Raw genomic sequence first — 20609 nt, 5'->3', positions numbered from 1 at the left:
TAATCCACTAACAGGAGAATAAGCAATGACGACTCAATCTGACATTAAAAAACTGGCCGAGCAAATGGCTGGTAGCATGAACAGCTTCGATGACATCAAAGACTTTCAGAGGCAGCTCATGCAATCTTTTATCGACACCGCACTTGAAGCCGAGATGGAAGACCACCTCGGTTACCCCAAGCATGAGAAAACCGATAAACCTAATAAGCGCAACGGGCACTACACCGTGTTTATACAGCGTTAAACTTAAACCTACGCCGTAAGTCTAAAAGACGGCTACCAACACGTAATCCTCAGCCGTTAAGTATGCCAAACGCATTGGGTCATACTTGGTCTATGGACTTTATGAGCGATAAGCTGCACAACAATATTCGCTTTCGAACCTTTAATGTGATTGATGATTACAACCGTGAAATATTAGGCATTGATATTGGTACCAGTATGCCTTCACTCCGAGTAATTCGTTACCTTGATCAGTTGGCTGAGTGGCATGGCTATCCTAAGCTAATTCGTGTGGATAACGGCAGTGATTTTACATCCAGCATATTCACTGATTGGGCATCAGCTCATGGCATCTATATTGATTATATTCAGCCTGGCTGTCCTTATCAGAATGCTTATATTGAACGGTTTAATCGTAGTTATCGCAATGAGATCTTGGATTGTTATTTATTCAATGATTTAAATGAGGTCAGTCAACTGACTGAGGAATGGATCACGGTTTATAACACCGAAAGACCCCATGATTCACTTAATGATATGACACCTGCCGAGTACAGGCAGGTGGCTTAATTATTCTACGATGATGTTGTGTTAAGAATGGGGTATTTACACCGCGAGTACAGCGTAAATTGCCAAGCTTAAATAGCTGATGTTTTTAGTACAAGACACATTCTCATGATACAAAAGAGCCAGTCACATAATGACTGGCTTTTTTTGATCTATAAACCCTAAAATGATTAGTCTAAAAACGATTAGTCTAAAAAAAAGACTTAGCAAACGTCTCCTTTAAACTCTTTGGCTCACGGCGCTTGACGTCGTTGAGTTTATGGCGAGTCTCGGAGGCGACTTGATAGGCCTTGAGACGCGACTGTTGTAAGTTTCCGATAGGACGGTTCTCTTCAAGACAGCGAAATGGGGTAAAGGATAGATTCTCCATAATCTCAAAATTACCGTCATCTGGTACGTCCTGGCAAGGAAGGGTTAAACGCGCTACGGTGACAAAGGGCGTATCCGACTCTTGCCACTGCGTCGTAATCTCTTCAATCGGCTGCTTTTTGAGATTACGGCATAGCTGAATCTGGATATCAAACTGATAATCATGTTCGCGTATCTCCTCGATGATAAGCGGTCGCAGCGCCTCTTCGCGGGCGTCGACATCGACATCACGGCGCGTGACTTTTTTGACAGAAGCGGCTGTTGGCGTTGCCCGTATCTTTGCCATATAATCACCATGACGCACCACACCTTGCGAATGAAAGTCGTATAACAAGGTATTTTTTGGTTCAATCCTCGTAAAGCCGCCGATAGCTTTAAAGGTTTTAATCGACTCTTTGGTTGGTAATCTTGAGCCGTAATTGGTCAGCCAGTTAAACGCCAACTGCGCTTTACCGATCGCGCCCTTCTCCGTGTATTTAGGTAATTCCAAAAACAGTTTTGAGAGATAGGTATACTCCTCAATTCTATTGCAAAAGAACACCGGATGATTGATAAAGTTATAATCGAAGGTCGTACTGTCCTCCTCACCGGGAGCGAGCTTCTTACCCGGTACGTCAAAGACTTTAATCGCGAGACCTTGAGCAAAGCCCAACTTACGATCAGCGAATACTCGAGATGAACCGTTGGACAAACGAATCACCGCATCATGAATGCCCGCTTTAGCATACAAACCTTGCGCGTACTCTTTGGGAATATCATCTAATATCTCAAACTTGGCTTTTAGTGCGCAGTACCCCTTGGCATGGGCATCACGCGTATGATAATCGATATTGCTGGCTTTATCACTACGCGCAATATAGCTTTTGATATCGTCGGTAATAGTACGAATGTTTTTTTCGTCCTCAGCATTTAATTCGATATATTTTGGATCGTAAGGGACGTATTTGGGTTTAAATAATTTTTTTAGCATTATATTTCCTAATTTTATTCATGATTATTATTGTTAAGTGGTGACTATTATAAATGGTACTGAGAGTTAAGACAGCTCGCTAATCCATTTTAGCGCCGATAAACTCGGAATAAAAAAGTACTCGCCGCCGTGCAAGGTATTAAAGGTTTCAATACCATGGTAGCGTTTGCGAATTGGATCAGCCGGAACAGTAAAGGTATCTGCATCGCTGTCTTTATCACTTCCTCCTTTATCACCAGAGTGCAGACCAACCATAGGATCTTTTTCTTCGCCTAAGCTCATAAAGTTGCCATCGTTGATCCACTGTGATTGCAAGAACTCAACCGTCTCCATAGCATGAGCATTAATACCAATAAAAAACAGACCGCGATCTTTGCCATCGTCCTCTATTACATCGGGTGGCACAACTTCACCAAAGCCCACGCTACGTCTAACGATACGGTGAATACGCACATCGGATAAAATAAAATCTTCGCTATCGCGTGGGTTCATACGCCTGATATGCGCGCCAAACGGACACTTTTTACCGTAAGGATCGTCTTTATAACCAAAGTCGTTATTGCGGCTAGGATCATCGCCAAGCGCTTTATCATCATGATCGGGAGACAAAATGAGCGGCGCGCCTGAACGCCAGCGTCCCCACATTTTTGCACCCAGCAGCTCCGCCTCTTCCTCGCTGTCGGTATTATCTTTGCGGTATTTATTAAAAGCAGCAACATGGCTATGATAAGCACGTAACACCATAAACGAGCCGTTCTTGCCTAAGACTTCAGGCTGCGGCATAGGCGCAACCAGCCCTGCCTCCCCTTCGTAACCGAGCACAAACTCCCCTGCGGCAATAGGATCGCCGTCATGGTTCGAAGGCGTCTGAATACCACTGCCTTGAATCTCAGGATTACTGATACCATCACGATAACCAAAGACGTTTTTGACGTTGTCATTTGAACCAAAGTCCTGCTCGATTAGGATTTCTACATCACCATTAGCAGGATTGTCCACATCGATATGATCGGTAAGATTATCTCGAAGCTCGTCAAGTTTGGCCTGCCATTTATCTTTGGTATCAGCGATAATAGCCGCGCCCACATGGATATCACCCTTATCCCCAAAAGGTGCCATCCAATTCTCAGGGGCATTAACATCAAAATCGCGCAACTGCTCAGCACGCGCTGCCATACCTGCTTTAAAAGACTCAGGAAAGCTATCAAGTGATGACTGCGGTACACCTAACGCTTGTAGACCCTCGTAAGTCATGACGATAGACAGCGTGGCTTGCATGTCTTTGTGCCAGTCTTCACTACCGGTTACATGAGGCAACACCTGCGCTAGCATTTGTTTGCCAACGTCAGCATTATTGATTTTTAGTGCTACTACCGTGCCAAAATATGGGGCGGGACGCTCACGTAGAACGATGGATTGAATATCTTTTAGCTGCATGGTGACGAGATTGGGGTTAAAGACCCCGCGCGCCCTACGAGCCATCATCTCAATACCGTCACCGACTTCCTCTTTCACCCCTTTAAGCCACGTCTCAAAATCACTGTTTTCGATGCGATTGCCAAACTCATCTTTTAAGTCTTGCAACTTATCGGTCAATCCCGTTAAAGGTTTGTTATCATCATTACTCATACATCGCCCTATTCATTTTTTATCGTTATTAAAGTATGACCGTATCAAAGCCCTGAAATTTATGCGCTTAAAAATACAATGTCTAAAAAATTAGTTTGTTTGCGCTTCATCTAAAGCTTTATTGATGCCTTTAACAATACGCTCATGACGGCGAATATCTTGTACCGTCAGATGCGGGACGCCTACGTACCAGCCTGCAGCGGTAATCTGATGATCAAGAATAAACTGCTTAACACTTGGGTCTTTGATACCCGGCCAGCCCTCGACATTGCCGAATAAAATATCCATGAGTTCAGGAATTTTGGTGGCGAAATCATCAATATAAGGATCCCAGTCACCGTCATAAGCGGTGCAAAAAAGCACTCTTGTATCATTATCTAAAAAGACGAAGCGCAAATCGTGCAAAGTGCCTACCCTTGTCGCGCCTTTTAGATTGCCCCCTGCTATTTTTAGAATCTCTTTGAGACGGGCAGCGCCGCCGTCTTTTAGCGGTGCGATAACGGTAAGCTCGGATACTTTGCCTGACTTTAGACCTTTCTCGCCGGCGCTAGAGGTTGAGTGATCATAACCATCATTGCCGCCCTCTTTTAAATTCGCCACTAACAGATCTGCGCGCAGTTTAAAGGCATCCATAGACTCAGTGATTTTATCTTTCAGATCTTCTGAATTATCGATAATGCGCTCTTTATTATTGTTTTTACTCATAAGTCTTTCCTATATGATTGCTGTTGAGCTATTACCATAGCAAAAACGGTAAAAGGCTCAAGTAATAGCGGACTAATCACACAAAACAAAACATAGGTTTAACAATAACGTTTTAGATTGCAGCAGGGTTACAAAGATAGACGGCGCACTTACCGGCGCAATAAATCTTGGTCGTACTTATTAAGTCTTTAAAAGCATGACTGTTTTTTTACTCGTTATTAAATACTAAAAAAGCTTAGCTACTCTAGGTAACCAAGCTTTGAAATCATACTTCGAGTTTTTATAATTATTTATAGTTATTAGTCATCATGAGCTAACCGTTGTTGCTTAGCCATTTGGGCGACTCATTGTCATAATATTCTTGCTTCCAAACGGGAATATCGGCTTTGATGGTATCGAGGATCCAGCGGCAAGCATCAAACGCCGGATAGCGGTGGGCGGAGATCACACCGATCCAAACGGCAATATCGCCAATCTCTAATGCGCCGATACGGTGAATGGCAACCGCAGCGGTAATCTCAAATTTTTCTTTAGCCTCATCCATGATTTGCCGACCTTGGTTAATCGCCAAATCCTCATAGCCGTAGTAAGTCAAACGCTCGACACAGCTGGCATTATTATGATTGCGCACGCGACCTTCAAAACAAGCAAAAGCACCGCAGCTGTCGTCATCGAGCATGGCTCTAAGGCGCGTCTCGTCAATAGCTTCATCTAATAGCGCAAAACCATCACGCTCAGCGATAGCATAAGCGTCATCAGCACTGCGCTTGATTTGCATCGATTGGCTATGTACGTCTTCTTTATCGCCAATTTTTATTTCGTTGTTTTTATTCTCACCAGTCATTGATATGCTCAGATTATGAATCGGTTCTAGTTTAGTTCGACTATTTTGAGTTGTGTTATTTTTGCTAGGCTAGAGTTGTAGTCTACGACAGATAATTAGCGACTAGCCGCCTGCCACAGGGGTAATAAACACCACGCTATCGCCATCATTAATCGGGTCATCCCATTTGGCAAAGTAATCATTTACCGCCACACGCAGATCGGCTTGCGGACGGCTAAAGTGATGTTTATCGCGAAGCTGCTCATATAGCTGAGCTAGTGAAGTATCAGGGGCAAGCGTGACTTGCTCTTGCTGACAATTGGCTTCGTCCGCAAGACTGGCAAAATACAGTACATTGATGTTCATCAAATCATTTGTATTGTCAGTCATCTTACTACTCCTATAGAGCGGCGCTGCATGGAAAAGTGCGGCGTTGCTTGAAATCGTTTATTCGCTAAAATTATTTTTGATAAAACATCACACTTAGACTATGTTACTTGATGGTTATAATCTGACTTGCCGCCGGTCTTAGTCATGAGTTTGACTCCATCAATCACGATGTCATGCGACAGCGCTTTGGTCATGTCATAGATAGTCAGGCAAGCCACGCTAACAGCGGTCAGCGCTTCCATCTCCACCCCAGTTTTGTGAGTGACTTTCACCGTCGCATTGACCATGATGCTATTTAAGCTGTCGTCATACTCGAAACTTAAGCCAATCTTATCTAGCGGCAATGGATGACAAAGCGGAATCAAATCATGAGTACGCTTGGCTGCCATAATACCTGCGATATGGGCAGTTTGGGTGATACTGCCTTTTTTTGTCATGCCATCAGCGGCTTTTATTTGACCATAGATGTCCGCTGGAAAACACACCTGACCAACAGCATGCGCTTCTCTAGTAGTAGCTGTTTTGTGGCCCACATCGACCATATGAATCTCACCATCGCTGTCTAAATGCGATAGGGTAGCGTGCGAGCGGTTTGCAGTATTAGCCGGAGCATTTTTATAATCAGAAGATATAGACATGTATTTTTCTTAACTCATTAAAGGTTACTTATATTTTATAAGTCTCAAAACGCTAGTCGTGACCTGGATTGGCGCGCATAAAGTGCGCAACAAAGTTACAGGGACGGGTACGGTTATCGAACTGCTCTTTTAAGATATCATTCCAGCCGGTACGGCAAGCACCGGTCGAACCTGGTAGGCAGAAGATGCCTGTGCCATTGGCCATACCAGCGATAGCGCGCGACTGAATGGTTGACATACCGATATCATCTTTGGAGAGCAAACGGAACATCTCGCCAAAACCGTCAATCGACTTGTCAAACAATACGCTGACCGCTTCTGGCATACTATCACGGATAAAAAACCCAGTGCCGCCTGTGGTGATTACTGCATGTACATTAGGATCAGCAATCCAGCCACTAATGACCGCACGAATGTGATAAATATCATCAGTAATCAGCTGACGATCAGCTAAGTGGTGACCCGCCTCAACCAAGCTATCGGCTAAGTACTGCCCTGAGCTATCCTCCTCAAGCGTACGACTGTCAGAGACACAAAGCACAGCAATATTCAGCGGGGTAAATTCTGCAGCAGGCTTAGACATAGATATTCCTAATTCTAATCATTTGATAAGTTTAAATATTTTATTTTTGCGGTTTGACAGTTTGCCGTTTTACTATGAGAGCTCCATCTAAATGCTCTAACCACCGATAATCGATAAATTATGCATCATGCCGCTATTAGACTCATGCAGATGGTGATGCTCAGGCTTAATCGGCATAAAGCTATGCAAGGTGTTGACTAGACCTTGCACATCGTCGTTTTTTAGATAATCTCGAATATCGTAATTACCTTCATCAAACAGACACAGATGCACTTTGCCTTGGCTACTCACGCGAAGACGATTACAGTTATCACAAAAGTGCGCGGCATAAGGGGCAATCATACCGATACGCCCGAGATAGTCAGGATGGCTGTATTCTATTGCAGGGCCATCAGCGCTACCACGATCATGCGACTGCCAACCGCGCTCGAGCAGATAATCCGTAATCATATCAGACTGCGCATGCTGAGCAAAAAACAAATCGCTGTTGTCACTGGTCTGCATAAACTCGATAAAGCGGTAGGTCACAGGACGGTCTTTGACGTAGTCCATCGCGTCAATTAAGTTTTGAAAAGCAGTCTCCGCCATTAAGATACTATTAATTTTGAGCTTAATATCAGTAGTCGCTAGGAGGGTGTCCATGTCGCGCATCAGCTGGGGCTGGGTATTAAAGCCCGTCATCTGATGAAAAGTATCGGCATCGAAACTATCCATACTGATGTTGAGCTGGTTCAGTCCTGCCGCCTGCCAGTTGGCTAGGTGCTTGCCAAGCTTGTAGCCATTGCTAGTCATTGCGACCATCTCGATACCAGCGGTATTCTTGATCGTTTCGATAATCTCTACCACATCGCGTCTGATCGATGGCTCGCCACCAGTGATACGCACCTTTTGCGTGCCCACTTGCGCAAAGCCTTGAATCAAAGTTTTGATTTCAGCGACGCTGAGCTCATCGGAGGGGCGTTTGCCTTGGTAGCCGTTTGGCAGGCAATACTCACAGCGAAAGTTACAAAAATTAGTGATAGAAAGACGTAAATAAGTCAGCCGCCGCGAAAAACCATCGGTTAGCGGTTTACTATCAACCACCGAATGATCAGCGACTAAATGACTGGCACGAGCAGAGTCGACAGAGGATAACACTGAGCTATTCTGTGCTTGCGGATCAAAAATATCAGGCTTTAAAACAGGTGAATACAAAAAGGTACTCCCAATAATGGGGTCATAAAAGAGTATAAGCGATTACGGGCACTGTTGTCGTCAAAATTATGTATTTCTAAACAGCCCCTAGACTCAATAGCGAAACAAAGCGGCCAATAATGACTGTGCTATAGGCAGTTATATCAATAATCAAGCCATCCTTGCTGTCGAGCATAAGCTAATTGTTTAGGAGTATCAATATCATAGCTAAGATTTGAGTGAGCCACCGTGGTGACTTTCTCAGGAGCTAGCGCTCTAATAAAGTGCCGCAAGCCTTTATCGCCACTGAGCGAGGATTGCCATGATTGTAGTACTTTATAACTGACAACTAATGGCACACCCACGATATCATGCTTATTATCATCAATAATAAATCTCTCATCCAAATTCGGGTAACGACTGGCGACGACTATATTATCTTGTGCTAGAAGTTGATCTAAATGAGGAGCGCTTAATAATACTTGATCCACGCCCATAATCAATACGCGCTTCATCGCTAAATCATGCTGAGATTTTAATGCATCAATAGCTAAAGATAAGCTCTTTGCCATTCCTAATTGTGGATTAGGGTTACTAACGATTTGTATGCTTGAGTTTGGCGCTGTCAAACGGTTAACAGCCGTTTCGATAACGTCAGTAATAGCTGTATCTTGCTGAGGAATGACGACAATAACAGCTTTTGGCTGAGTCACCAAAGCAAGCATCGTCATATAGTTAATTAATGGTTTACCTTGTTTTTCTAGAAGCTGCTTTGGCTGACCTAATCGATGACTTAATCCGCTGGCTAAAATAATGACCGCATGATTTGGAGGTTTGTTTTGATTGAATGATGAGCTACTCTTGTCATTCATAGCTGGCTTTTGGCTGCGCTAACTCTTTAGTAACCGCAACTTGCTCATAAACGACGGCGCTAATTTGCGCGATGATACTTAGCGCTAACGCTTCAGGGCCATCACCGCCAAGCTTATAACCGATAGGGTAGTGCAGCTGATTGATACCGTCTGCCAAGGCGGTAGGGTCAGCGCAAGTTGCGCTAATCTCCTTAATCAAACGCTCAGTACGATAGCGCGGGCCTAACTGACCGATGTAATTACAATGATTGGCATTCTTTAACAAGACAGCTAAGCGTGCCCGATCTTGGCGGAGGCTATGCGACATTAGTGCTACCGCTGCATTTTGACTCAGTTTAAGTAGAGTTTCGCTATCGTTAAGAGCCACGTATAACGCAGCATCAGCCTGCGGGAAACGCTGGCGAGTGGCATACTGCGGCCGACTATCGATCACGGTGACGTGCCAATCTTGCAGCTTTGCCATGGTGACTAGCGGCATGATATCATTGCCTGCTCCGCAAACAAGTAACCGAATTTGCGGTTGCAAACGCTGCACTAACCACTCGGTTTGTATAGCGTTTTTTGAGCTATTGTCATTTGCAACCGGACTTTTTAAAACCAGATAATCAGCGTGTCTTTTACTCACTTTATAAGCAGATAACTCATCGATTATCGGCTTTGGTAAATTTGTGGTTTGCTCTGGTATCTCTTGTGAGTTTTTATTGTCATCTAAAAAACTGGCGTTTAAATGAACCCTAGTACCAACGGTCACCTCAGAGCTGTTAGAGCGTATTAAAGTAGCGACAGTAGTAGACTCTCCACTTTGACGAACTTTCTGAATTAAATCTAAATACGGCATAGCTGAAGATAAGCGCTCAAATAACACATGAACTTTACCATTGCAGCCTAAGCCAAAGTTCAGCTCGTCTTCTAAGTCTACTGCAAAATCTATAGCATTATTATCTAACTTTTCCTCCAGCTCATCCTCCAAGTCTTCTTTTTGCTCATCACCGGTTTGATAGACCTGCACGCTTGCGCCATGACGCGTCAGCCAAAAGGCGCGTTTAATAATGTGCGGTTCAAGGCAGCCGCCGCTTATCATACCTACTGAGCGACCATCCTCGCAAATAAGCATCATAGCGCCAGGTTTACGATAAGCTGAGCCTTCAATGCGCACGACTGTCGCGAGCACCGCATCAACGTGCTGCTGCCGTGCGTCAAAGGCGAGCTGTAGAATGTCTGCGACTTGATTCATATTTTTGCGTTTCTTTTTATACTTTTAGGGATAGAAATAAATAAAACCTGCTTAACGTTAATGTTAATATTTAGCAGGTTTTATTCAACAGGGTCTATACTTCGATGTCGACTATTACTCAGGCATATCGGCTAAGATTTTATCCAAAGTAATCGGGAAGTCATAAACACGCACGCCGACTGCATTATAGATGGCATTGGCAATGGCTGCCGCTGACCCTGAAATAGAGGTTTCCCCAATACCTTTAATATGCATAGGGTTGGTATAAGGGTCATCCTCTTCTAACAAAATCACATCCAACTGCGGTACGTCAGCGTTGACCGGCACATGGTACTCGGCAAGGTCATGGTTACATAAGCGCCCATCGTGCTTGTCATGAATGACCTCTTCCATCAAAGCAGAACCTATACCAAATACCATACCGCCATAACACTGCGAGGTTGCAAGCTTATGGTTGAGAATACGTCCTGCTGCATACACGCCAGTCATACGCTTGACGCGAATCTCACCGGTGACTTTATGTACCGCCACTTCAGCGAAGTTGGCCCCAAACGAGGCTTGGCGAAGGTTTTTGCCATTTTTACCCGGCTTGATCTGGCCTTTGGCGCTGATTTCTTGCTCGTCAAACTTAGCAATAATATCAGCTAGTGCATAGGACTGATTATCATCAAAGTCGTATTGCTCATTTGCAGGTTTTAATTCAGGAAGCGGCATACCTGTCTTTGCCGACACCTTATCTGCCAAGTCTACAGCCTTATCTACCAAGCCTGAGACTTTATCTACCTCGCTTTTATCGACTACTCCTTTTTCCACCAAGTTTTTATCGACAAAATCTGCTACTTTTTCTCTACTTGCGCCAATAGCGGCTTCTGCCTTACTAGGCTGATGCTCACCTGATTTTTTGATTTGACCGTTATCTATACGAATCGTATCGGCATGTAGACCTACTTTTTTTGCAAGCATTTTGCGTAGCTGCTCACAAGCCAAATAAACCCCACTACCAGCACTGGCCGCGCCAAAACTGCCGCCAGAACCTGATGCTGGCGGTAAATCACTGTCGCCAAGTTTCATCTCGATATGATCGATAGGTAGTCCTAACAAATCGGCGGCGACCTGAGTAAATACGGTATAAGAGCCTGTCCCAATATCTGTCATATCGGTTTCGATGATGGCTTTGACGCCAAGCTCTTTTGAGTCATCGACTTGTAGTATCGCCCGCGCTTCAGAAGGCTTCAGCATATTGCCACGAGAAGTGCCAGACATACCGGTACCTATCCACCAGTCGCCTTCTAGTCGGCTGGCAGGTTTGGGATTATGTTCATCCCAACCAAATGCTTCAGCGCCTTTTTCCATACAGGCGACCAGCTGACGTGTGGAAAACGGCATCTCTTCGCTAGGGTCTTCTTCAGGTTCGTTCCGGCGGCGCAGCTCAATAGGATCCATCTCAAGCTTAGTCGCCAGCTCATCCATCGCACACTCAACAGCAATCATACCCACCGCTTCACCAGGAGCACGCATAGAGCCTGATAATACGTGATTCATATCCACCATCTGATAGCTGACGCGGCGATTCTCTCCGCGGTACAAAAAGTGAGTGGATAGTGCTGTTGGTTCAAAGAACGCCTCGCCTGGCAAGTTGCTGGTCGTGGTATCGTGAATAAAGGTATTAATAATACCTTCTTCATTACAACCAATAGCAATACGCTGACGGGTGTTTGAGCGTCTTACCGTCGCCTCCATCACTTGCGGGCGCGTCATAGTAATCAGTACCGGACGACCGACTTCTTTAGAAGCAATAGCGGCAGCAATAGATTCTGGTGCGATACCTAGCTTACTACCAAAGCCGCCGCCGACATAGTATGAGATCAGCTCGACTTGATCTTTCTTCAAATCTAATGCGTCCATTACTTGCTGCTTACAAGAGGCGATCATCTGGTTTGAAGTATATAAGACTAGCTTGTCATCTTCCCAATGAGCCAAAGTAACATGCGGTTCCATCGGTGAGTTGCTCTGACTTGGGGTATGGTACAACCTATCAATGGTTACCGCCGAATCAGCAAGGCCTTGCTCTGGATCTCCGTGCTTAGCATTCTTATCCGAGCCTTTTTTCTCATTTACCTCGTGGGCGTTAGGCAGCTCTTTAGTAAAATCCAAAGCCGCTTGATCGGTTTCGTCTTTATAAGTGACTTTAAGAGCCTTGGCGCCTTCGGTCGCCGCTTCAAAAGTTTCAGCGACAACGACTGCGATGGGCTCACCATGATAAAAAATCTCACTCACGCCCTGAGTCGGTGCTTCGGTCTCAGTGCCTTGCTGTGAGTTACGTAAGAAGCGCTTAGGGTCAGTGACGACTTTAATAATACCTGGTATATGGGCAATCGAGTCGCTATCAATTTTTTCAACTTTTCCTTTGGCGACGGTTGAGCTAACCAAGACACCATACACTTTATTGTCTAGTTGAATCTCTGCCGAATAATGAGCTTGACCACTAACCTTTAACGAGCCCTCGACGCGGTTAATTGGTTTACCTACCAAATTACTTGCTGTTTTGTCGAATAACGTCTCAACCGGCTTATCTATCTTCTCTTTGTTAGTAGGCTCTGCCGGTAGTACTGAATCTAATAATGACATGATTATGCTCCCTCGCCCGCTAATGCACGCTTAATGGCCTGTTTTAGCAAACGGCGTGTTAGTGGTATTTTAAAATCGTTTTGACCGCTACCTTTGGCGTCTTTTAACAACAAATCTGCTGCCTGATTGATAGTGTCATCGTCGCCCTGCGTATCCGTCAACAAATCTTCCACATCTTCATTGCGCCATGGCTGAGTACCAATACCGCCAAATGCTAAGCGTACTGTCGCCAAATTACCATTATCATCAGCGTCTATCACAGCTGCACACGATACAAGCGCAAAAGCATAAGAGGCGCGGTCACGCACTTTGTCATAAGTGTGTATACCTTTAATAGGCGCTGGCAGCACGACATGCGTGATAAGCTCGCCTGACTCTAAAACGTTTTCGATGTGGGGAGTGTCTTTTGGCAGACAATAAAAGTCTTTTATTGGAATCTGCCGAGTCGAGCCATCGGTTTTGGCAGTCTCAATAGTAGCGTCAAGCAAACGCATAGCGACCGCCATATCGGACGGGTGTTGAGCAATACAAGCGTCACTTGTGCCTAAAATTGCAAGGGGGCGGTTCTCACCGTTAATTGCAGGACAGCCAGTACCCGGTTCACGCTTATTACAAGGGCTATCGGTATGATAAAAGTAGTAGCAGCGCGTACGCTGCAGGAAGTTACCGCCAGTCGTCGCTTTATTGCGCAGCTGTCCGGTCGCCCCTGCTAATATCGCACGAGACAATACCGGATAATTGGCAATCACACTAGGATGCGCGGCCAAATCACTATTGCTTACTAAGGTTCCGATACGTAGGCCGCCATCGGCAGTGTCTTCAATCTGTTCAAGCTCTAAGCGTGTCACATCAACCAGCTTGGTTGGCGTTTCAATCTCAAACTTCATGAGATCAAGCAAATTGGTACCGCCTGCGATAAACGAGGCTTCTTTAGGAGTAGCAAACATTACCGCTTGCTGCGGTTCAAGGGCACGGATATATTCAAAGCGTTTCATGAGCGGCCTCCTGCTGTGCTACTGGCATTTTTATTATGGTTTACTGATTGATTACCAAGTTGGGACTGACTGGGCGGCGGTGACCAAATACCTGTCACTGCTGAGTCTTGCAGCGAACCTGTAGTCGTCTCTTCACTAGAAGAAGCACGCTTATTTGACACTTCGCTCTCAAGCACTTGTGAGATAGCATCCACGATATTGGGGTAAGCAGAACAGCGACAAATATTGCCACTCATGCGCTCAGCGATCTCTTGGACTAACAACCCATTCGGGTTTTTGAGATCTGTCGTCACATAGCTTGGCCAGTTTTGTTTCACCTCTTCTATTAAAGCCGTGGCGGAACAAATCTGCCCTGGCGTGCAATACCCACACTGAAAGGCATCATGATCTTTAAAGGCTTGTTGCAAGGCTGATAACGACTCAGGCATTCCGATGCCCTCAATCGTGGTGATCTCATCGCCGTCATGCATAACCGCAAGGGTCAAGCACGAGTTGATGCGCTCACCATTGATAAGCATAGTGCAAGCGCCGCATTGACCGTGATCACAGCCTTTTTTTGGTCCGGTAATTTGTAGATGTTGACGACATAAATCTAGAATTGTCGTGCGCGGATCAAGATCGTCAAAGGAGTAATCTTGATTATTGATATTTAGAGTCAAGGTATTCATGCTGGCCTCCCGCTGGCAGATAATGGCTAAATTTAAGGATAACTAATAAGTCTCCATAAAATAGTAGAAGCAGCAGACTGGGTCGTCTGTGTAGTAAATGTTACTCTCTTGGCGTTAAGAGAGTAGAACAGAGCGATGAATTCAGCTCTCAGCATCAAGCACAGACCTTACTATTGGCTTACTAAAAGTAGAATAGGTTTTATCGATGAGCGAGGATATAGCAGTTTGGCGTACTGTTTACTTATGTAACGGCATTATTAGGCGTGTTGATATATAGAAAATAATTGATAATCATAGTGTTATGACTAGATTAACACTAAGTGATGCCCAGTGGGCAAAGATAGCACCGTATTGTGCAGGTAAAGAGACCGATGTTGGTAGAACAGCGGTAAATAATCGACTATTTATCGAAGCTGTTCTATGGATTGTCCGTACAGGTAGACCGTGGCGAGATTTACCCCCTGAATTTGGTAACTGGAACAGTGTTTATAAGCGCTACCGTCGATGGGTAAAAAGCGATAGATTCAGCAAGCTATTTAATGCTCTGAATGACTCAGATTTAGAGTATGCCCTGATTGATGGCACTATTGTTAAGGTACATCGTCATGGACAAGGCGCAAAAGGGGGGCTTGTCATCAGATAATTGGCAAATCAAGAGGCGGGATGACCACTAAAATCATGGCAATGGTTGATGCATTAGGCAACCTTGTTGATTTTACTTTATTGAAAGGACAACAGCATGACATGGCTGGCGTTAAACCTTTAAAAGTATTAAGGCGTGTCTTCAATTCAATTTCCCTCAGAAATTCATGAATGCCAATAGAGCTGTACCTATTTTAAAATAGGTTAATTGTATTCTTAACGCGCAGTCATCGGCACTTTGCCAATCAGCCACAAGAAATACGTCCCGCCAATCAGCGCAGCGATCGTACCTGCTGGCAGCTCATAAGGAAATATCACATAACGACCAAACCAATCAGCTAGCACCATCACACCAGCGCCCAAAATGGCGGCTAAGGGCAATTGATGCTCCAGTTTTACCGCCCCTAGAGAAGTCGCGACATGGGGCACCATCAGCCCCACAAAACTAAGTGGCCCAACTGCCAGCGTACTTGCCGTACTAAGCGCTGCCACCAATATCAAAAGCGCGAGCGTCACAAGATTGACTGCCACACCTAGATTGCGTGCCATGCTAGCCCCCAACCCCAAAACCCTAAGCGGTTTGATAATCAATAAACTTAGTACAAACAAAACCAGCGCTATCCCCATCAAATACCAAACGGTATGGGGCTGGGCACTATAGGTCGTCCCTGACAGCCAGCTGAGCATCGCCTCAAGCCGCGGGTCGCCTGAGAGCTTGACCATGTGCATGACCCCATCCATCATCGCGGCGATACCGACCCCCACCAAGAGCAGATAACCTGAGCTGACTTTCCGCGCTAGCCAAATCACCAGCAGCAGTACTATAAGAGCACCCATCAGGCCAGCCGCTAGCAGAGTACCTGCACCTGCTGACAACCCCAGCAGCGGTAAGCAAAAAAACCCACCAATGACGCCAAGTGCGGCGCCTGAGCTGACACCGAGTACCTCAGGGCTGGCCATCGGATTACGCGTGAGTGTTTGCAGCAACACCCCCGCCACCGCCAGCATCAGTCCGGTCGCAGCCGCACTGATGCTGCGTGGCAGACGGTATTGCTGAGTGATGGCCCAATCCGTACTGAGCAGCGTCCAGCCCTTGATATCTTGTACCACCAGCGAGGTGATAAGCAGCAAACCTACCACTCCAAGCACCCAGCGCCATAGATGCACAGGGGTTTGTGTGCGATTGACCATGGGCGCAGACACCGTCTCGAGCCGCTCATGACGCTGGCGCAAAATGAGCCAAATAATCAATGGTGCACCCAGTACGCCCGTCATCGCCCCTGCAGGAATCGGCATCGCTATGATAGGTTCAAGCAGGAGCGCGGCATGATTGGTCAGTAATAACAACAGTGCCCCAAAGCCAAAGGCTGCGAGCAATCGTTGACCAATAGCGGTAATGCCCAAAGCGTTGACGATGCTTGCTGCGCCCAAGCCTACAAAACCCACCAGACCCACTTCGCTGACCACCAGCGCTGTGACCAGCGCCACCAGTAGCACCACCAGCGCGCGAATACCTTGTACAGGCACGCCCAAGCGCTTGGCTTGCCAGTCATCCAAGCTCATCATGCCAAGCGGCTTTAGCAGAGGTAAGCAAGCAATCAAAAACCCCACTGCCGCCCATGACAATAGCGCTGTAGTATGCCAGCTGTTTTGCGTCAAAAATCCTGCCGCCCATGACAATGTGCCATTACTACGCTCAGCAAAAAACAACAATAAGACATTGGCAAATGCGGCCAATAAGATATTGACCACCAAGCCTGCCAATACCAAAATCAGCGCATTAAAACGACTGGCGGCCGCCAGCGCAAACACCAAACCCATGCTAATCAGCGCCCCTACAAACGCCACATACATGCCGCCGTAGATTGCCAGACTCGGTATAAACAGACTCACCAGCAATATCGCCAGCTGCGCACCGGCACCGACGCCGAGGGTGGTATCTGACGCCAGCGGGTTTTTGACCAATTGCTGTAATAAGATACTGACTGCCCCCAATAGCCCGCCAGCCAATAACGCGACCAATGAGCTGACCAACAAAGTCAACTGTACCACCATACTGCCCATGTCCAGCTGCATACTGGGCAAAAACAAGTCCATCAATGGCCTGTGCCAATCACGCGCAATCAGCGCCCAACTGCTAGCCATGACCAAAGCACATAGGACTGCAAACAGCACCCATAATCGCCCAAAGTGCGCATGAGTGCTGACGGGATTGGGCGGCATCTGCTGCGGTTTGCTAGGTGTTGTGTCACCTACCTTTGTGTAAGTGCTGCTGGCGCGCTTGCTGCTCGTACTCATGATGCTGCCCCGCCTTGTAATTGTACGGTTGATAGTTGATTGGCCAAACTGACCAACGATGACATCCCGCCATAGATCCAAATAGGCGTCAGCTCTCCTATACAGCGTGTCTGACCATAGCCCAAGCGCTGCCAGATCAGACTGTCCTTCATCTCAGCGCGGGTAATGGGGCTTAATGGATCCACAATCAGCAAACACACATCATCATCGAGCGCCGCCAAATCACCGACCCGCTTAGATACAAAACCGTAATTATTGCCCTCACCTAAGACCACAAGCTCTTTGCCCATTGCGGCAAATGCAGGCTTAAACAGACTGTTATTGACATACATGCGCACGTTATTGGCATCAGAAAACTGTACAACGGCAAACTTATTTACGTGAGGATAGCGGGCTTGCAACTGAGCGCCAGCCTGCTCCATGTCTTGCTTGCTTTGTTTGATATAAGCCTCAGCGGCGGTAGGTTGCCCAATCAATCTGCTCAATGTACGCGTCGGCTCAGTATAATCCGCCCACGTCGCCACCTTGCCACTGGCTGAAAACATCACCGACTCGGTAGATACATCGCCATACAAACGGCGTGCATGCACATAAAATGGATTATCAATCACCATATCTATTGGCAACTGTGCGACCAACTCAGCATTCGGCTGATAGCGGCCACCTAAATCGACAATATCTGGTGGCAGACTAGGCGTGTCAACCCATCTGTCCCATAGACGTACATCGCCCGTCGCTACAGGAGGATAGCCCATTGCCGTCAGGGTTGCAGCATTGCCCCAATCCGGACTGACCACCCGCTGTGAGGCATCATTTTTAAGGCTATTAGCAGATGGTTTGGACTCGGCAGATGACAGCTTGGATACAGGTTGCGCGTGATCACAACCGCTCATGGTCATGACCAGCGTTATTAGTGTCAGTGATATTGCTGTCTTTGAGCGCGACTGAGAGTCAAACGAGACGATTGATAAAGCTGACAAAAAAGCACGCTTAACTTGTAACGATGGCGCAGCACATAAAAGAGTAAATATAAAATGAGCAAACATAGCAGATTGTCTTTAGAAAAAAAGATACGGTAGTGGCAGAGTATTAAAACAATTGTCATACCGCCGACAGAAGCGCCGCGCAAATCGCAGCGACAAGAGAAAACACAGCTTAAGCAACAGCCACCGGCCGCCCTGTCACAGGATGCGTCATAAGCTGCATGGTGACATTAAAAATATCGTGTAAAACGCTGGGCTGCATGGTACTGAGCACATCGCCGTTGTGACAGATGCGTCCGCCTTTTAGGGCGATGATACGATCGGCATACTGCGCGGCCAGATTGATGTCATGAATGATAATAACCACACTCAACCCCCGCTCATCGACCAAGCGGCGTATCAGCTCAATCACCTCAATCTGATAATGCATATCAAGCGCAGCCAGCGGCTCGTCTAACAGCAGATAATCCGTGTCTTGCGCCAGACACATTGCCAGCCATACCCGCGCACGCTCACCCCCTGACAATGTGTTGGTAAGGCGATCAGCGAATTGCTCAACCTGTGTCACTCGCATGGCCTCACTGACCTTGTCATGGTCCGCTTGACTGGGTTTTTGTAGCCATTTTTGATGAGGATAACGGCCGAGCATCACCAGCTCTCGCACGCTAAAGCCTGCCGCTTCTGGGAGCTGCTGTGGCAAATAGGCCATCTTACGCGCCAGTGCTTTACCCCCGTACTCATGAATGCTTCGCTCATCCAAAGTCGCACCGCCTTGCGTACAATCCATCTCGCCTGCCAAGGCTTTAATCAAGGTCGACTTTCCTGAGCCATTGTGCCCAATCAAGGCAATCAGTTGCCGCGCCCCTACCTCAAAGCTGACGTCATTTAACAAAGTATTGTCTTGTCGGCGAATGGTCATCTGCTCTACACGTAACATAACGGCTCTTCTTTACTTATCAATGTCTCAGCGCTACCTGTCATTTTGCAATAGACACACATATTTATCGCATCACTTGCGCGCTCACTGTGGCCGATTTTACACGCGAATGATAACGAAAACAATTATCATTAACTAAAAATCTGCCTGTTACCGTTAATTCGATATAAAAATCTCTGTCACCAAAAAACAAAAAACTGAGCGCTATGCATACAGCGCTCAGCTCTTGATGACCCCAACCGTACAAGTGTTATTATTGCAAATAACCACCCTGAGACATCAATTCAGGCGGCAAATCCGTCTCTCCCAAGGCTTCTAGTAGGTTTATTTCGATGGTGCGCGAGATGGCGCTCAGTGGCAAGTGATTGGCCGCAACGCCGAACGGATCGGTGATTTCTTCGTTGAGCGCATCCAATCCAAAAAACGTATAAGCAATGACGCCGCACACCAACGGTGTCACCCAGCCCAAGGACGTCGCCAAACCAAACGGCAGCATAAAGCAGTACAGATAAGTGGTACGATGCACCAATAGCGTATAGGCAAAGGGTAGTGGCGTATTATGAATCCGCTCGCAAGCCGCCAACACAATCGTCATCGAGGTGACGCGCTCATCCATGTTTTGTATCATCAGATCAGAGGAGAGCTGTTGGCGTCGAACCTGCCCCAGCTTTTTGCCTAGCAGGCGCAATAGATACTCAGGCAAATTGCCCGCTTGACGCATGCTTGCATGATACTCAGGCGCCACAAAACGCTCAACATCCTCCCACGGCGCGGTACTTCGCAGCCGATGCCTGAGCGCATGAGTAAACGCGATAGTCAGACGCACCAGCTCCTGCTGCATGTGTCGTCCCGCTTCGCTATCGTCCTTGATAAATGAGAGCACCTGACGGGTAAAACTGCGCGCATCATATACCAACTGCCCCCACAAATGCCGACCCTCCCACCAACGCTGATAACTGGCATTGTTACGAAAACCCAAAAACAAAGACAGAGCGATGCCAAGTAAAGTAAAAGGCGCCGCACCATAAGAAGAGAAGGAGCTGGGAACCCAGTGCTGGATGGCCGAGATGATGGCACTCAGTAAGCTAATCAATAAAACTTGTGGAAAGATATGAGGAATAACGGAGCCGCGCAAAGTAAAAAGTATTCTAAATGCATTCGGTTTTTGCCAAACGATCATGACAGTGTCCTATGGTGTTAAAAGTAGTGTACGCGGCATCAAACACAGGGTTGAACAATGATAGACAGGGTCACGTACTGAGTGTCTATTAGGGCATTGCTGC

The 20609-nt window shown here is 46.5% G+C and carries 17 protein-coding genes and 3 pseudogenes; 3 read left to right on the top strand and 17 right to left on the bottom strand.

Annotation, left to right across the window (positions count from 1 at the left end):
- Positions 1 to 25 precede the first annotated feature (25 nt).
- Both JFC05_RS08265 and JFC05_RS08260 read left to right on the top strand, forming a co-directional pair.
- A pseudogene (locus JFC05_RS08265) lies at positions 26 to 220 on the top strand (transposase); the annotation flags it as partial.
- A gap of 56 nt (positions 221 to 276) precedes the next feature.
- Positions 277 to 792 (top strand): annotated as a pseudogene (locus JFC05_RS08260) (IS3 family transposase); the annotation flags it as partial.
- Positions 793 to 979: 187 nt separating this feature from the next.
- On the opposite strand, the gene JFC05_RS08255 reads toward JFC05_RS08260, so the two are convergent.
- The 13 genes from JFC05_RS08255 to JFC05_RS08195 form a co-directional block, all read right to left on the bottom strand.
- Positions 980 to 2128 carry a catalase family protein gene (locus JFC05_RS08255; RefSeq protein ID WP_198336531.1) on the bottom strand — a complete coding sequence of 383 codons (1149 nt, stop codon included), beginning with the start codon at positions 2126 to 2128 and terminating at the stop codon, positions 980 to 982.
- Positions 2129 to 2194: 66 nt separating this feature from the next.
- Positions 2195 to 3757, bottom strand: coding sequence for a Dyp-type peroxidase (locus JFC05_RS08250; protein WP_058023648.1), 1563 nt, complete (start codon positions 3755 to 3757; stop codon positions 2195 to 2197).
- Between the two features lie 90 nt (positions 3758 to 3847).
- Positions 3848 to 4390 (bottom strand): hypothetical protein, encoded by a 543-nt coding sequence (locus JFC05_RS08245; RefSeq protein WP_058023649.1) that lies wholly within the window; start codon positions 4388 to 4390, stop codon positions 3848 to 3850.
- Positions 4391 to 4775: 385 nt separating this feature from the next.
- Positions 4776 to 5306 (bottom strand): molybdenum cofactor biosynthesis protein MoaE, encoded by a 531-nt coding sequence (locus JFC05_RS08240; RefSeq protein ID WP_198336530.1) that lies wholly within the window; start codon positions 5304 to 5306, stop codon positions 4776 to 4778.
- A 102-nt stretch (positions 5307 to 5408) separates the two neighbouring features.
- On the bottom strand, positions 5409 to 5675 hold the full coding sequence (locus tag JFC05_RS08235; RefSeq protein ID WP_226941024.1) for a MoaD/ThiS family protein: 267 nt from the start codon (positions 5673 to 5675) through the stop codon (positions 5409 to 5411).
- A 98-nt stretch (positions 5676 to 5773) separates the two neighbouring features.
- The gene (gene moaC / locus JFC05_RS08230) at positions 5774 to 6313 is read right to left on the bottom strand and encodes a cyclic pyranopterin monophosphate synthase MoaC (RefSeq protein ID WP_025645921.1); all 540 of its coding nucleotides are present in this window, start codon (positions 6311 to 6313) and stop codon (positions 5774 to 5776) included.
- Positions 6314 to 6365: 52 nt separating this feature from the next.
- Positions 6366 to 6896: a molybdenum cofactor biosynthesis protein B gene (gene moaB / locus JFC05_RS08225; RefSeq protein WP_198336529.1), complete on the bottom strand. Its 531-nt coding sequence runs from the start codon at positions 6894 to 6896 to the stop codon at positions 6366 to 6368.
- Positions 6897 to 6992: 96 nt separating this feature from the next.
- On the bottom strand, positions 6993 to 8090 hold the full coding sequence (moaA, locus tag JFC05_RS08220; protein ID WP_227697481.1) for a GTP 3',8-cyclase MoaA: 1098 nt from the start codon (positions 8088 to 8090) through the stop codon (positions 6993 to 6995).
- A 143-nt stretch (positions 8091 to 8233) separates the two neighbouring features.
- Positions 8234 to 8941 (bottom strand): nucleotidyltransferase family protein, encoded by a 708-nt coding sequence (locus tag JFC05_RS08215; RefSeq protein ID WP_198336528.1) that lies wholly within the window; start codon positions 8939 to 8941, stop codon positions 8234 to 8236.
- Positions 8934 to 10175, bottom strand: coding sequence for an XdhC family protein (locus JFC05_RS08210; RefSeq protein WP_198336527.1), 1242 nt, complete (start codon positions 10173 to 10175; stop codon positions 8934 to 8936). Before JFC05_RS08210 ends, JFC05_RS08215 begins: the two co-directional genes overlap by 8 nt.
- A gap of 114 nt (positions 10176 to 10289) precedes the next feature.
- Positions 10290 to 12803 (bottom strand): xanthine dehydrogenase family protein molybdopterin-binding subunit, encoded by a 2514-nt coding sequence (locus JFC05_RS08205; protein ID WP_198336526.1) that lies wholly within the window; start codon positions 12801 to 12803, stop codon positions 10290 to 10292.
- Positions 12804 to 12805: 2 nt separating this feature from the next.
- The gene (locus JFC05_RS08200) at positions 12806 to 13798 is read right to left on the bottom strand and encodes an FAD binding domain-containing protein (protein WP_198336525.1); all 993 of its coding nucleotides are present in this window, start codon (positions 13796 to 13798) and stop codon (positions 12806 to 12808) included.
- Positions 13795 to 14466 (bottom strand): 2Fe-2S iron-sulfur cluster-binding protein, encoded by a 672-nt coding sequence (locus JFC05_RS08195; RefSeq protein WP_192994210.1) that lies wholly within the window; start codon positions 14464 to 14466, stop codon positions 13795 to 13797. The genes JFC05_RS08200 and JFC05_RS08195 overlap by 4 nt, the downstream gene beginning before the upstream one ends.
- Positions 14467 to 14767: 301 nt before the next feature.
- On the opposite strand from JFC05_RS08195, the pseudogene JFC05_RS08190 reads away from it, so the two are divergent.
- Positions 14768 to 15231: pseudogene (locus JFC05_RS08190) on the top strand (IS5 family transposase); the annotation flags it as partial.
- Between the two features lie 93 nt (positions 15232 to 15324).
- On the opposite strand, the gene fhuB reads toward JFC05_RS08190, so the two are convergent.
- From fhuB to JFC05_RS08165, 4 genes are all read right to left on the bottom strand, one after another.
- A complete protein-coding gene (fhuB, locus tag JFC05_RS08180; RefSeq protein WP_198336522.1) occupies positions 15325 to 17406 on the bottom strand; it encodes a Fe(3+)-hydroxamate ABC transporter permease FhuB in 2082 nt (693 codons plus the stop codon).
- The gene (locus JFC05_RS08175; RefSeq protein WP_227697479.1) at positions 17403 to 18386 is read right to left on the bottom strand and encodes an ABC transporter substrate-binding protein; all 984 of its coding nucleotides are present in this window, start codon (positions 18384 to 18386) and stop codon (positions 17403 to 17405) included. The genes fhuB and JFC05_RS08175 overlap by 4 nt, the downstream gene beginning before the upstream one ends.
- Before the next feature lie 175 nt (positions 18387 to 18561).
- Entirely contained in the window at positions 18562 to 19326 is a 765-nt protein-coding gene (locus JFC05_RS08170; RefSeq protein WP_198336521.1) for an ABC transporter ATP-binding protein, read from the bottom strand.
- Positions 19327 to 19579: 253 nt separating this feature from the next.
- The gene (locus JFC05_RS08165; RefSeq protein WP_198336520.1) at positions 19580 to 20506 is read right to left on the bottom strand and encodes a bestrophin family protein; all 927 of its coding nucleotides are present in this window, start codon (positions 20504 to 20506) and stop codon (positions 19580 to 19582) included.
- Between the last annotated feature and the right edge of the window lie 103 nt (positions 20507 to 20609).

Source organism: Psychrobacter celer (assembly GCF_016107555.1).
GTDB classification, from domain to species: domain Bacteria; phylum Pseudomonadota; class Gammaproteobacteria; order Pseudomonadales; family Moraxellaceae; genus Psychrobacter; species Psychrobacter celer.
This window is presented reverse-complemented; position numbering and strand designations above follow the sequence as displayed.